The organism is Synechococcus sp. MIT S9507, assembly GCF_047304715.1.
GTDB lineage: Bacteria > Cyanobacteriota > Cyanobacteriia > PCC-6307 > Cyanobiaceae > Synechococcus_C.
Genome location: NZ_CP138970.1, coordinates 2,492,371 through 2,506,157, shown reverse-complemented (window position 1 = coordinate 2,506,157; position 13,787 = coordinate 2,492,371). Strand labels below are relative to the sequence as shown.

The following is a 13,787-nucleotide window of genomic DNA, read 5'->3' as shown; positions in this document are numbered from 1 at the left end:
TCCTCTTCATTGCATCCCGATCGCTGCCATGACAACAAGACCACGACCTATGTGGTGGACTTCGCAAACGAATCCAGCGAAATCCTCGAAGCTTTCCAGACCTACTACCAAACCGCTCAGCTATCAGAGGCCACAGATCCAAACCTGATCTTGGATCTCAAGACCAAGCTTGATGTTCAAAACCACTACGACGAAAACGAGATTGACCGCGTGGTGGGAGTGCTGCTGAATCCCAACGCCAAGCAAAGCCAGCTGATCAGTGCACTGGAGCCTGTGGCCCAAAGGCTGATGAACACCTACAAGGAAGCACGGCAGAAGCTGAGGGACGCCGAAAACTACAACGATCCTGACAGCGCCAAGCAAGCCAAGGAGGAACTGGAAGCTCTGACCCTGTTCCGCAGGGATATGGGGACCTACGTGCGCTTCTACACGTTCCTTTCTCAGATCTTTGATTACGGCAACTCCAGCCTTGAGAAGCGTGCACTGTTCTACAAAAGGCTTTTGCCGCTTCTGGAGTTCGAGCGGGAGATTAACACTGTTGATTTGTCCAAGGTCGTTCTGACCCATCACAACTTGCGAAATCTGGGTGAGCGCAACCTTGCTCTAGGTGGATCCAAGACACTGCCACCCTCAAAGCCAGGTGGTGGTTCAGTCAACGAGAAAGAGAAAGCTCGGCTTGCGGAAATCATTTCGAAGCTCAATGACCTGTTTACAGGTGATCTGACTGATGACGACAAGCTCACCTATGTCGGCACTGTCATCAAAAACAAGCTGCTTGAGGACAAAGCTCTTCAAAGCCAAGCTGCGAGCAACACTAAGGAGCAGTTCAGCAGCTCTCCTGATCTAATGCCCAAGCAACTGGATGCTGTCATCAAAAGTCTGGATGTCCATCAATCGATGAGCTCTCAGGTGGTGAATGACGTCAGCCTGCAGAAACGCATGCTGGAACTCTTACTTGGAAACTTAAATCTCTACGAAGACCTCAAAGCCCGGGCGGGAAAAGCCAATTGAAGTGATTAATTAAGCGCTTCAATCCTCCGCCTGAATCTCCCGCACCACCTCATCGATCTGATCACTCACATCAATCTCATCTTTCTGCCCAGCTAGCTCCGCAAACTATCTTCCGCGCGGAAGCTACCACTCTGCGCTGAACCGGCTGCCCCACTGGAGCACGTGTTGAAGAGATTCAGGTTGTTTTCAATGCTTCAATCAGCAAACCCCCGACAGTTGCCCATTCTCCATTCCATTGCCATCAATGGAACGTGGGAAGCGCTCTTGGTGGGGCGCCCACGTCATGAGGACGGAGGCGGCCCTGCCGCCCCCCTCTTGATGCCATCAATTTTGTGAGATCCGGCCTCAGGCGGCCTTGCTCTGCTCCGTCTCTTCGGATTCGGCTTCAGAACGCAGGAAACGCTTGCGCTGAGCAGACTCGTAGCCACTCAGTTCAACCTGTTTCTTCTCGATCGGTTCACGCTTGGGCTTGTCCAACCCCATCAAAAGGGGGTGCAGTCCTCTTCGGCTCATTGGTCTTGTCCGTTTATTTGGATTCCGCGTCCTGGTCGGCTTGACCATCCACGTGCGGAAATCATGCCGCCTTTAAATCAGCAATGCGGTGTGATCGGAGACAAATGAAACAGAATGACGATCATTTTTGAGCAATGGATCTCAAGCAGCTGAGCCGATTGAGCTGAAAGATTGACCCGCAGGGCAGGATCATCAGCTGTTCCTGCATCAACTCCATAACTCTGATCATCAGCCGGGTCGCCGGTTGTCGGTGATGGTCGCAGCCAGACTGATCAGATCTGCAGCGCCTCCATGCTTCCTCTGCTGACAGCCAGCCTGATCGCCATGGCCGTGCCGGCTGCCGATGCTGCCTGCCCGCAGGGCGTGATCGATCAGCTCGATGGTCTTTACCGCTGGCAGGTGCAGCGAATGGATGCCGATGAAGACCCGGTGAAGGCACTTTCCAGCCAGCGCCAGCGCTTCACACCATCACTGTTCGAACTGTTGCTGCAAGCCAGACAACTCACACCCGTGCGCGACGGTCGCTACCTGGATTTCGACGTGTTCAGCAACACCCAGGTGGCGACCTACGGAGCCAGAGTGACAGGTTGCACGGCGGAGAAAGCCAACAGCATCAAGGCTGAAGTGGCAGTGGATGTCGGCCTCAGGGGCCGATCCAGCGGCACCCCGCAACGCCTGCTTTACGAGCTCAACAACAACAGCGAAGGCAGCTGGCGCATCAACAACATCACCTATCTCGATGGAGAGGTCTTTGAGCTGCGGCCGTTTCTGCAGAAGCTGATCCAACCCACCGCCTGAGGTGAAGAGGCCTGCGCCTCAGTCACCATCGCGCTGGATCTCCACGATTGCCCAAATTAGTATTAATTTTTAAATAAGCCTTTACGCGCTCTCCACGGCCAGTAAAATGCTGCTAAGTCTCTTTTCATGAATTTTAAATAGTCATTCGTAAGACGTATAGATCCATTGTTAGCAATAGAAACCAACTCATCAAACGATGAACAACATGAAACTTCACGACGAAGTTCGGGTGTAGCCTCAATCTTTGAAATGAATTGAGTGAGCTGCTCAAACTGTTGTTCGTCAAAATCTTGCACGACCAATTCATTAAGCTTGTAGCATTTTACACTATACGATATTCGCGCTCTGAAAATTTCATGAGACGTGGCTGATAATAAGACTATAAAGAAGTTTGAATTCGTTCAGGAGCAAATAAATACAAGTTAGCTGGAGTTCACTTCACCCAATTCTCCAGAATCAAAGTATCCATACATCATCTTTGCTAAAGCTTGGGAGCAGCGCGGCAAGCCCTTCGGCGCTCGCCTGAAAACAGGCGATTTTCGCAAAATTTAAGCACTTGAATGGGTGCCAGACCTTTAGGGCCCGTCGCACCTGCAGAGATATGGTGAGCTACTGCTTATTCGCCATTCCATCGAAAGCATCGTACAAATCACAATCGAGCTGCACCAACGAAATAACAACGGTTTTGTGCTCAGGCTTTGGATTCGAAAAAATTGCCATGACATCTGGTGACAGAAGATGACAGGACTTAGAGCCAAACTCAGAGGCCGATCCAGCAGTACTCCACAGAGCTTGCTCTACAAGCTCAACAACACCGGCAAATGCAGCGGTACATCCACAACATCACCTATCTCAATGGAAAAGTTTTTGAACTGAGGCCGTTTTTGCAGAAGCTGAGCGATCTCCGATGAGTGATTTATGAAGAGACCGTCGCCTCAGTCACCATCACGCTGGATCTCCACGGCGGTGGGGAAGGGAATCACGATCTCGGCAGCAGCCAGTTCATGCAGCAGAGCGCGGTTGATCTCATCGATTGAATCCTTGAACTGCGTGTAGGTCAGCCCCTCGGAAAACAGATGGCACTTGAAGTTGTAGCTGAACTCAGCGATCTCCAGCAGCCGGCAGGCCTTGACTTCAAATCCCGCTGTGCGCTCGATGATCCCGCGCAGAATCACGGGAATCTGAGTGAGCTGTTGATCGGTGGTGTCGTAGGAGACGCCGAGCACGAAATGGCAGAGATCAACCCGCTGAATCAGTTCATTGAACGCCAGCGTGAGTGACTCCTGCAGCTCGATGTAATCGCGCCAGTTCGCCACATCAATCAGCCCGATGCAGCGCAGCCTCTGCGGTGCATCGGGCTCCAGCTCAACGGTGAGGCAGGGATTGATCAGGTCAGGCCGGCTCTCGGCATAGCGCCGCGCCAGGGTGAGCAGATCATTGATCTGATCGGGGTTGAACGGGCCGTCATCATCGAGCTCAAGGTTCAGCTCCAGGCCCTGCATCTGCGCTGATCCCGGGGCTGGTTGATTGCGCGAGAGATTGTTGATGATGCAGTCTTCAGCGACGGCATTGGGGATCGTGACCTTGCCGGTGACCGTTTCGATCTCAACCGAACGCAGACCGATCTTGGTGAGAAAACCCTGCTTGTCGCCGATCTCGCAGAATTCACCCACCCGCAGAGGTCGGTCGGTCTGCAGGGACAGGCCGGCGAAGAGATTGCTCAGCAACTTGGACGCGCCAAGACCGATCGCCAGGCCAGGCACGGTGGACAGCGCCAGCACCAGCGAGGGAGACAGACCGAGCTGCAGCAGCAGCTTGTAGATCACGGCAATGGCGATCACCCCCGAGAGAATGCGGCAGGTGGGCATCACCCGGTTGCTCGTTCTCTGCAACCGCCACACGTCATGGCCCCCTGCCATGCGAACCAGCAGTTCCGAGGTGGAGCGACCCAGCGCTTCCATAAACAGAAACACCAGCAGAACCACAAGGCTGAAAAAACCGACCTCAAACATCACAGTCAGCACCACCAGGGGCATGCCGGTGAAGTTGAGGTAGTCGTCAACGAACAGCTCCACCAGCTTGGTGGCGATCACCATCGGGAGCACCAGCACAACCCGCTTCCAGGCCAGTGAATCGAGCGTCCAGATCCGCTCCGGATCGCGCGAGCTTGAGCGAAATGAACGGATCAGCTTGCGGATCAGCAACGCAAACAGCAACAGCAGCATGCCGATCGCAATGATCGACAGCACCAGCCGGAACAGCGTCTGCCCGAACAGCACCTCAGCTTCAATCGCGCTGCGGAAGCCAGCCGGAAGATTCAGATACCACTTGGGCGGAAACAGGCGCCCGGGCGTGTGGACGAAATCCTGATAAAACGCGCCGGTGATGAAGGTCTGGCCGTCCAGGTCGGCAACCTGCGGGCTGATCTGGGCATACATGCCCGACACGGCCGCCACCGTGTCGGCGGAGAAATAGAAGTCGCTGTTGACCGGATCATCCTTCTGCTGACTGCTGAGCACGATCGAAGACCCGGGCAGCGTCCATGACTGGGTGTCCTTGGAGCGGTCGTCATTCAGCGACTTCATGGCGCCGGCGTCGGGAATGGTGATGATCTGCCGGCTGCTGCTGAAGATGAAATCGAGAACATGCTTCAGCTGAATCGCCGCTTCGTCCTTGAGATAGGAGCGCACGCCCAGAGGGAATGACGAGCCGTCGAGCGATGCCACCGCCGCATCGAACAACCCCTGCACCTCCTCCATTTCGGCGCGGGCCTGGCGGTTCCAGAACAGACCCCGGTCGTTCAGATGGGAGGCCTCCACATCCTCGATCAACTGGCCGACATCGGCCATCACCGCATAGAAATTGAGCAGGGTCTCCCGCGGTGAATCACCCACCACCTGCCCCAGCGGTGTGTGACGCCAGAGATCAGCGCGTTTCACCAGGTCCGGATAAAACGGTTGATCCTCCAGGGGAATCACAGGAAGCGCACTCGCATAACGAGTATCGAGCGGTTGATATCCCTGAGGCTGCGGACCGGCGATCAAGGGCAAACCTGAGACCAGAAAGACGCAGACAAGACCGATCAGAAAAGCGACAATCCGCCTGCCCTGTCTCACTCCGTGAATCTGCAAAACACTTTGCCGATCCTAAGCTGACTTCCAGGCAGTGACGTTCACCCTGCAACAGAATCAGTCATCAGGCAAAGCTCTGAAATCAGAACACTGGCAATCGACAATCCAAGCAGCTCGATGAGCCTGAAAATTCAAAATCATCCTTGATTGTCGAGATTCAGATCAGTCAGATTGCTTCACTCAACAACACCTTCGAGAGTCAATCAAGGATCCTTCATCCACTTGTTTTGGCCAACGGCCCCGTGCTGAAGGCATCAGAATGAGCAACGACGTGGCCTCCAGCGGATGCAGCGATCCCTGTTTCTGATGCTGGGTCTGTGCAGCCTGGCCATAACCGGTGCTGCTGCAGCAGCACCGGTCAGCCGCGATGACCCGGAATCCTCCGACCCCGGCCGCAGAAGCATCTCCACCGCCACCGGCTCTGCGGTGGTCGTCACCGCCAATCCCCTGGCTAGTGCCGCGGCCCTGGATGTTCTCGCCGAAGGCGGCACGGCAGCCGATGCCCTGGTCAGCGCGCAGGCCGTTCTGGCGGTAGTGGAACCGCAGAGTTCCGGGCTCGGTGGCGGCGGTTTCCTCCTCTACTGGGATGCACAGCAACAATCCCTGGAGGTGCTTGATGGCCGCGAAGTCGCGCCAAGCAGCAGCCGACCTGACGATCTGCTGAGCCCGTCAGGAGAAGCGTTGCCCTGGAACGAGGCCACAACCCGGCTCGATGCGATCGGCATTCCTGGAACTGTGGCCTTGCTATGGGATGCCCATCAGCAATACGGTCGCCTGCCCTGGAAAAGCACCCTGCTACCGGCAATCCGGCTGGCGAGGGATGGCTTCCTACCCAGTCCGCGCTTACTGCGCTCCCTGCAGTTGGCCAAACGCTTTGGTGTCACTCACAGCGATGCTTTCCAAGAGCTCTATCTGCCAGGAGGCCAACCGCCGCAGGCCGACCAGCCCTTCCGCAACCCTGCCCTGGCAAGCACGCTTGAGAGCCTGGCACGCGATGGCGGGCCTGGCTTTTACCGAGGAACGCTTGCGCAACAGATTCTGCTGGAGATGAGCTCACTGCAGGCCAGCGAACCCGAATTCCAGGGCTGGAGTGCATCAGATCTGGACAGCTATGCCGTGGTGCGCCGGCAACCGCTCTGCAGCACACAGCTCAAACTCCAGATCTGCACGATGCCGCCGCCGAGCAGCGGCGGACTGGGACTGCTGCAGACCCTGGCACTACTCATGCAGACCACTGATTTATCGATCTCAAGCGCTGATGATCCTGAAACTTGGCGACAACTAGCCAGAGCCCAAGCCTGGGCCGATGCCGACCGCCTCTACTGGGTGCACGATCCGCTTGATGGAGCCGTCCCCGCCACGGCCCTACTGAATCAGGCCTACATTCAGGCCAGAGCCAAAGACATGCAGTTCGCAGCCGGAAAAGCCCCCTCTCCTGGGCTGCCGGCGGGGATCAATCGTTATCCCTTCGGTCTGCCTGAGCGGGGACGTGAACAAGGCACAACCCAAATCACGATCGTGGATGTAGTTGGCAATATCGCAAGCTACACCTCCTCGGTGGAGACGATTTTCGGGAGTCGGCACCTAGTGGCCGGAATGGTGATGAACAATCAGCTCACCGACTTTGCCTTTCAGCCCTCTAGGCAGGGTCAACCGGTGGCGAACCGTCGCCGGCCGGGGCGCCGGCCGATGTCGTCGATGGCGCCCACGCTGGTGTTCCGGAACGGACGACCGGTGCTGGCGCTCGGCAGCCCAGGCGGCCGAAGCATCCCACACCTACTCAGCAGGGTGCTGCTCGCCTCCTTGATCTGGAATGAGCCTCCAGAGCGGGCCGTTGCCCTGCCCCATCTCTCCAGCCGCGGCCGCACGCTGGTGATGGAGAAGGATCCACCCCTTCCCTGGCCCCTGCAGCAAGAGCAGCTCAACAACAGCAATCAACCCGCCCGTCTACAGGGCATTGGTAGTGGCACCGCCCTGGTGCAATGGATCAACGGCCGCTGGCATGGTGCGGCCGATCCTCGCCGGGAAGGAACGGCCCTGGCGCTTCCCTAAGTAGGTGGCAGTCATTTCCGCTCCGTAGCCGCCATCATCTGAATTCCAAGCTTTCAGTCCTGATGGCATCAGCCACCGGTTATACACCGCCCATGCTGCTGATCCATCCCATTGGAGTGGGACTCTCCTCACGCTTCTGGGACCGGTTCATTCAGAGCTGGCACCACGACGATCCTGATGCCGAGCTCATCGCACCTGATTTATTCGGCTGCGGCCAAGCGGATTGCAGCAGCGAGCCACTCACCCCCAGCGATTGGGCACGACCGCTGATCAGGCTGCTAAGCGAACGCAACAGCAGGCCGGTGTTGCTGGTCACTCAGGGCTCCTCCCTACCGATCGCTCTGGCGCTGCTGGAGAGGGCTCCTGAGCTGGTCTGCGGTCTGGTGGCCATAAGCCCGCCCGGATGGCGGGTGCTTTCGGAGGCGACGTCGATCACAAAAGCCAGGCGGCTTTGGCGATGGCTGTTCAAGGGCCCCATCGGAAATCTCTTCTATCGATATGCCCGTCGCCGGGCATTTCTGCGCTCATTTTCCGAGAAAAACCTGTTCTCGCAGGCGGAGGCCGTTGATGAGGAATGGCTGCAGACCCTTAAGGAGGGGTCGCGAGACATGAACACACGCTGGGCGGTGTACTCCTTTCTGGCCGGCTTTTGGCGGCGAGACTGGCAACCGCAGCTGAGCGCTCTAACACTGCCGTTTCTGGTGGTGTTTGGAAGTTCAGCCACGGGGATCGGCCGTTCGCGCAGTTGGGATGATTTCCACGAACGTCTCGAGACCTACAGGCGCAAACTGCCACAGGCAATCATCGAAACGATTCCCGGCAGAAACGTGCTGCCCTACGAATCCACGGAAGCTTGCGTAGGCAGCATCAGCAGCTGGATGTCTGCCCATATCAACGATCTCAACCCTGAGGAGGACTAAAAGCAGCCGCTCAACACCAGCTTCGTCACTCGCAGACAACTTGGACCGTTGCAGTGACCACTGGGGTATCGCATGTCACGTCCCGCTGGCCTCGTCAATAAGATTGAACTCTTCTTGGCGTCCAGGCTCTGATGACAGCAGCTGACCCGCTCAAACCTCTCCCTGGACGCAGTGGTTTTCTGATCGGCCTCAGGGAATCGCTGGACTATCTGAGAAATCCCGATCAGTTCATCGCCGCTCGCAGTGCTCAATACGGACCGGTATTTGGCACCACGCTGTTTTTCCAACCCACTGCCGTAGTCGGAGGAATTGGCGCAATTGAAGAATTTCTCAGAAAAGAACGAAGCATCTCGGAAAGTTCCCTGCCCGAAACCTTTACAGCACTGCACACCCCCTACGGAGCACTCAATCAACAAGGCGCTAGACATCGATCCACCCGAGCCGGTTATGCCCCGCTGTTCAACAAAAGCGCATTTGAAGGCTTCCTCCCAACTTTGAATCGGCGAATCACAGCCTTTGTGGATCAGGTGGTGGATCAAGGCACCACGAGAATCGCTTTCGACTGCAAAAGGGTCTGCCTTGATCTGTTCGCCGAGTGCTTCGCGGGAGAAGCGCTGACTGATCGAGAGGCGGAGGCGTTCATCACCTACAACGATGCTCTTCTCAGTCTGAGCAAACTGCTGCCGTCATATCGACGCGGTGAAGCGGCCCTGACCGAACTACAAATTGCGATGACGCAACGGCTTGTCCGCTTTCGACGTGGAGAACTCCACGGCAATGCACTCGAGGTGTTCAGTACAAATCACGATGAAAATGGAGAACCCTGGAGTGACGAACGGATCGCCACGGCCACCGTGCTGCTGATCTGGGGGGCCTACATCGAGGTGGCAGCACTGATGAGCAAGAGCCTCATACTCTGCTCTGACAAAGCGTCAGTCAGGGAGAGAATTCTGGAGGAAGCCAGCCGTCAACAACTAGGAGATCGTGATCGACATGGAACAGTTGAGGACTGGACCCTTCCCTACGTCCAAGGCGTACTGCGTGAATCACTGAGGTTGATGCCGCCTGCCGGTGGTGGGTTCAGGCGCACATCCATTGACCTTGCAATCGCAGGTTTCCGTATCCCCTCTGGAACGGTTGTGACCGCCGATCCACGGATCGGCAACAGGATGGCCTCAATGTTTCCTGATCCGGAACGCTTCGCGCCCGAGCGCTGGACAATCCCTAATGGGGCCGCAACAAGCCGCTGTCCTGTTGCGGGATCAGCCCGCCGACTGCCCAACGGAGCCTGGTTTCCCGGTGGCATTGGCAGCCATGGTTGCCCAGGCATCCCTCTAGCAGAACTATGTGTACGCCTTTTCTTAGTTCGCTGGATGCAGTCCATTCGAGCTTGGAACCAACCCCCTGAAGCAGCAAATGCTGTGCCGTATTCACTGATGCCGATCCGGATCCCCACCGACGATTACTGCCTGATAGTCGATCCGGTCGCACCATCGCCTTAAATCAGAGTTCGCTCATCTCACCGGAGGCTTGGGTGGGGAACTGATCTCCGATTCCAACCAAGGCAGCCTGATACCCAGAGCATTGAGCGGATTCATGATCAGCTTGTTGATCTCCTTGCCAATCAGGACCTGCGGTTCATCGGCCCGGATCGGAAGCACGGGATGCTGACGGCTGCGCGGCACACCATCGCCGCGCACGATGCCTCGCCGCAGCAGCGAGTTGCCCGCCTCCAGGCCGCACACGTAGGCGCGTTCCTGGCATAACCCCTTGGCGCCATGTTCCCTCGCGCCCATCCGAACCCAGTCGCCAGCACAGACCACCGGCGCCAGGGACGTTTCCAGCGGCGGGCGCTTGCTGAAGCTCCCCGGCGAGAACAGCGACACCGATCCCGGATAACGGCGCACCTCCTGATCCACCACCCGGGCCTCAGCAAAGGCTGGTTGAGCCATCGGCAGCAGATCCTGCATCAGGCAGTTGACGATGCCCTGATCGCTGAGCTCGGCGATCGCCGTGGCGTTGTAGAAATCGCTGGCCACCACCGAACCCTGCACAGGCTGCCCACCCCAGAGCTCCGCCTCGGACTCCTTCTGCAGCTGATCGAGCATGAAGAAGGTGGCGCCGGACCCCTGCAGGGCACTGAAGCGCGAGAACACATTGGCGGGATCGGCAACCGCCACGTAGCGATCAAGCCATAACCGCACCGACACCACATCAATCGTTCCAAGCGTGCCGGCCTGCACCAGCTCCGGTGCCAGCACGCCGCACTCGCGCGACTGCGCCATCAGAGCCGCCATGCCCTTCGCACCCACCGCAAGTACCACCGCATCCACGTCATCAAGCACGGCACTGCCGCCCGTTATCACGTTGCGGGTCTCCAGCGAGCGGATGCTGCTTCCGTCGACTGACACATTCAGCCTGGTGGCCAGGGTGCCGCCCAGCACTGTGAGCTGATGGCGCTCGCGCAGGCGCTCACTGAGCGGTGCGATCAGCTGTTCAGCGATGCTCCTGCTGCGGATCCAGCGCACATCGAAGGAATCCTGATGGGCCAGGGCGTAGTAGTAGAGCAGTTCCATGGTCACCGCCGCCGAGAGCTCCTCCGGCGGCTTGAACAGTCCCACCAGCAGGGTGGGCCGCAGGAAGTCGTCGATCATGCGGTCACTGATCCGCAGCTGTTTGAACAGCGTCAGCGCATTGATGGCGTCGTAGTTCCGGTACACCGCATCACTGCGGTTGAGATCGAGCATGGCGTAGAGCAACCCGGCGATGCTGAGCCGATCCGGCACCGGCAGACGCCTGAAGTTCTTCACCGTGGCCAGCACCTGACCCACCGGACTGGGAAGCTGCGGCGCATCGCCGAACACCGGCGCTGTGGCCTCCAGCCCATCCGGCGACCAGAAGGCACTGGTGGTGAAGTCGGTGTAGATCGAACCCACACCGAGCTCGTCGGTGAGCGCATTGATGTTGGGGTAGTCCTTCCAGAAGCCTCGGGTGCCGGCTTCAAACGGTTTGCCGCTCTCGGTGGTGATCGGCTCACTGCCGCCGGGATCGGCCATGCCGTCGATCAGGGTGACGCGCACCCCGGCTTCGCAGAGGGCCTTGGCCGCACCCCAGCCTCCCCAGCCGGCGCCCACCACCACCACATGCGATTGCTGCTGCTTCGCTGAAGAACCCGTCTCTACCATGGCGCTGCTGTGCGTGGACACAAGCTAGGGAGATCGGCCGGGTGTTCAGGCAGGCCATCAGCGGCAGGTGCTGCTGGCGATCAACTGCTCCGACAGCCGCCACAGCTCCTCGGCCTTGGTCAGATCGGCGCCCTCGGCACTGGTGTCGGTCGACTCCAGCCGATGTCCACCGAAGCTCACAACCTTGTTGGTGTAGTAGCTGAAGCCCGGTGGTATCTGCGGATCAGTCACCAGCTGCGCCAGCAGCCGGCCGGCATTCGCGGGGGATTCGGTGATCCGCAGCAGATCGCGGGCCACAAAGGCGAACGCTCCCATGCCCAGCGGATTGCTGCGCTTGTTGTACCGGAAGAAACCGCCGTTGTTGCGGGTGATCACCAGGCCGGGGCTCCAGGCGATCACGGGCATCGCCGCGGCCAGCTGCCGGTCGAGCTCACGCGCCATCAGCACGTTGCAGAGCTTGCTGTCCTTGTAGGCCTTGTTGCCATCGAAACGATCACTGCCATTGACCATCGCGAAACCGGCTCCGGCCCGCAGACCCGCGAGATCGCCCAGGTCGGCGGGCTTGCCCACCTTGCCGGCACCGCTGACGGGGTTGTGCACCTCGGAGGCGGTGATCACCAGCCGCGGGCGGGCTGATTTCAGTAGCTGCGGCAGCAGCAGGGACGCCATCAGCTGGTGGGCCAGCTGGTTCACCGCAAAGGTGAGCTCGATGCCCTGCGCCGAGAACTGAGCGGCTGATGCACCGGCGTACTGCAGACCGGCATTAAGCACCAGCGCATCCAGAACCGTGCCGCTGTCCAGCAGCTGGCTGCACACCTCGGCGACCGCAGCGAGATCGGCCAGGTCACAGATCAGGGCGCGAGCGGTTCCGGAGAGCTGGCTGAGGGTCTGATCAGCCGTGGCCTGACTGCGGCAGAGAAGCAGGAGCTGATGGCCCTGGGCGCTGAGAACCTTCGCCGCCTCAAAGCCAACGCCGGAGCTGGCGCCGGTGAGCAGCACGCAACTGGATGCAGGATCAGCCATGGAGCTTGAACACGTAGAGCTCGGCGTCACGATCGCTCACCACATAGACCCTGCCACGTTCCGGATCCACGGCAATGCCCTCGGCCTTGCGCACCCGCCTTGGTGAGCCGCCGTCGTTGAGCAGCAGATCGATGCGCTGCAGCACCTGATCACGCTCCCAGTCGTAATGGAACAGGCACTGACCCTTGTCGCTGGCGATCCAGAGGGTGTCGCGGCGACTGTCGTAACTGAGCCCTGAAAAGTCCAGCCGACGCGGACCGACCTGCGGATGGGAAAAGCCGTTGATCGAGGTGAGCAATCGCGACGACAGGATCGTTGTGCAGTCGGCATCGAGTTCGATCAGCAGCCCCGGACGTCCTTCCTTGACCACATAGACATGCCGGTTGCTGCTGTTGACCGTGATCCCCTCCAGACCCTTGTTGTCCGGCTTGGGCGGGAAGTGCATCGCAACGCTGGCGTAGTTGACCATGCCGGCCAGTGGTCGATGCCACAGTTCCCGGCGACTGGCGAGATCAACGCTGATCACCGTGTTGGTCTCTTCCTGCACCGCCAGCAGCCGCTGACCGTCAACGCTGAGGGCCAGTCCCTCCATGTCCGTGACGCTCATGAAGAACGACTCCTCGATCGACACCTTTCCCTTCAGGCTCAGACGGAAGACCGCCTTGGTGTCGTCGCTGACCGTGTAAAGCGCCGTGCCGTCGGCATTGAGGCTGAGTCCCGAGGGTTCATTCAGGCCAAGGCCGGGATCAGCGATGCAGTGCCTCCTGATCAGCTCGAGGCGGAGTGGCTCCATCAGCACCCGGTTGCACTACAGAGCCGATTGTGCAGGGAGAACCCGTCGGCGTCATGCAGCCATCCGCCGGCTTTGGCAACGCAATGTGAACGCTAATGAGAATCACTTGCTCCAAGCAGAAGTCCCATGCTTTGTTGAGAGTGAATCTCAGATGCAAAGCCAATGCTTCGGCTGTTCGGCGATCGTCAATCCCTGCTTGAGGCGCTGATGCAGGACTGGGCTGAGGCCCAGCTGCAGCTGCCGAGCACTAGCGATATCCCCCATCGCCTGCGGATCCAGCGCAGACCGGAGCGCTCCTCCAACAACTGAGCGCACCCGAAGAATTCCCGAAGTTGCTCAATTCCTTCTCCAGCCTCTCTAA

At 58.6% G+C, this 13,787-nt stretch carries 11 protein-coding genes; 6 read left to right on the top strand and 5 right to left on the bottom strand.

Annotated elements, in window-relative coordinates:
- Positions 1 to 9: 9 nt before the first annotated feature.
- On the top strand, positions 10 to 1,011 hold the full coding sequence (locus tag SIB83_RS13540; protein ID WP_413746143.1) for a hypothetical protein: 1,002 nt from the start codon (positions 10 to 12) through the stop codon (positions 1,009 to 1,011).
- Between the two features lie 345 nt (positions 1,012 to 1,356).
- Here the strand turns inward: SIB83_RS13540 and SIB83_RS13535 are convergent, their stop codons facing one another.
- Positions 1,357 to 1,524, bottom strand: a complete 168-nt coding sequence (locus SIB83_RS13535) for a hypothetical protein (protein ID WP_413746142.1) — start codon at positions 1,522 to 1,524, stop codon at positions 1,357 to 1,359.
- A 291-nt stretch (positions 1,525 to 1,815) separates the two neighbouring features.
- Between SIB83_RS13535 and SIB83_RS13530 the strand changes: the two genes are divergently transcribed.
- A complete protein-coding gene (locus tag SIB83_RS13530; protein WP_413746141.1) occupies positions 1,816 to 2,322 on the top strand; it encodes a DUF3828 domain-containing protein in 507 nt (168 codons plus the stop codon).
- 935 nt (positions 2,323 to 3,257) lie between these two features.
- Here SIB83_RS13530 and SIB83_RS13525 read toward each other — a convergent pair.
- Entirely contained in the window at positions 3,258 to 5,438 is a 2,181-nt protein-coding gene (locus SIB83_RS13525) for a mechanosensitive ion channel family protein (RefSeq protein WP_413746140.1), read from the bottom strand.
- A gap of 300 nt (positions 5,439 to 5,738) precedes the next feature.
- On the opposite strand from SIB83_RS13525, the gene SIB83_RS13520 reads away from it, so the two are divergent.
- The 3 genes from SIB83_RS13520 (at position 5,739) to SIB83_RS13510 (ending at position 9,927) form a co-directional block, all read left to right on the top strand.
- Positions 5,739 to 7,505, top strand: a complete 1,767-nt coding sequence (locus SIB83_RS13520; protein ID WP_413746139.1) for a gamma-glutamyltransferase family protein — start codon at positions 5,739 to 5,741, stop codon at positions 7,503 to 7,505.
- Between the two features lie 62 nt (positions 7,506 to 7,567).
- Positions 7,568 to 8,425, top strand: coding sequence for an alpha/beta fold hydrolase (locus SIB83_RS13515; protein WP_413746138.1), 858 nt, complete (start codon positions 7,568 to 7,570; stop codon positions 8,423 to 8,425).
- 131 nt (positions 8,426 to 8,556) lie between these two features.
- The gene (locus SIB83_RS13510; RefSeq protein ID WP_413746137.1) at positions 8,557 to 9,927 is read left to right on the top strand and encodes a cytochrome P450; all 1,371 of its coding nucleotides are present in this window, start codon (positions 8,557 to 8,559) and stop codon (positions 9,925 to 9,927) included.
- 12 nt (positions 9,928 to 9,939) lie between these two features.
- Here SIB83_RS13510 and SIB83_RS13505 read toward each other — a convergent pair whose 3' ends face one another.
- Genes SIB83_RS13505 through SIB83_RS13495 form a run of 3 tightly spaced genes read right to left on the bottom strand, consistent with a single transcriptional unit; the run spans position 9,940 to position 13,426 of the window.
- Positions 9,940 to 11,610 (bottom strand): FAD-dependent oxidoreductase, encoded by a 1,671-nt coding sequence (locus SIB83_RS13505; RefSeq protein WP_413746136.1) that lies wholly within the window; start codon positions 11,608 to 11,610, stop codon positions 9,940 to 9,942.
- Between the two features lie 57 nt (positions 11,611 to 11,667).
- Positions 11,668 to 12,633 (bottom strand): SDR family NAD(P)-dependent oxidoreductase, encoded by a 966-nt coding sequence (locus SIB83_RS13500; RefSeq protein WP_413746135.1) that lies wholly within the window; start codon positions 12,631 to 12,633, stop codon positions 11,668 to 11,670.
- Entirely contained in the window at positions 12,626 to 13,426 is an 801-nt protein-coding gene (locus tag SIB83_RS13495; protein WP_413746134.1) for an SdiA-regulated domain-containing protein, read from the bottom strand. Before SIB83_RS13495 ends, SIB83_RS13500 begins: the two co-directional genes overlap by 8 nt.
- 162 nt (positions 13,427 to 13,588) lie before the next feature.
- Between SIB83_RS13495 and SIB83_RS13490 the strand changes: the two genes are divergently transcribed.
- Positions 13,589 to 13,735, top strand: coding sequence for a hypothetical protein (locus SIB83_RS13490; RefSeq protein ID WP_413746133.1), 147 nt, complete (start codon positions 13,589 to 13,591; stop codon positions 13,733 to 13,735).
- Positions 13,736 to 13,787 lie beyond the last annotated feature (52 nt).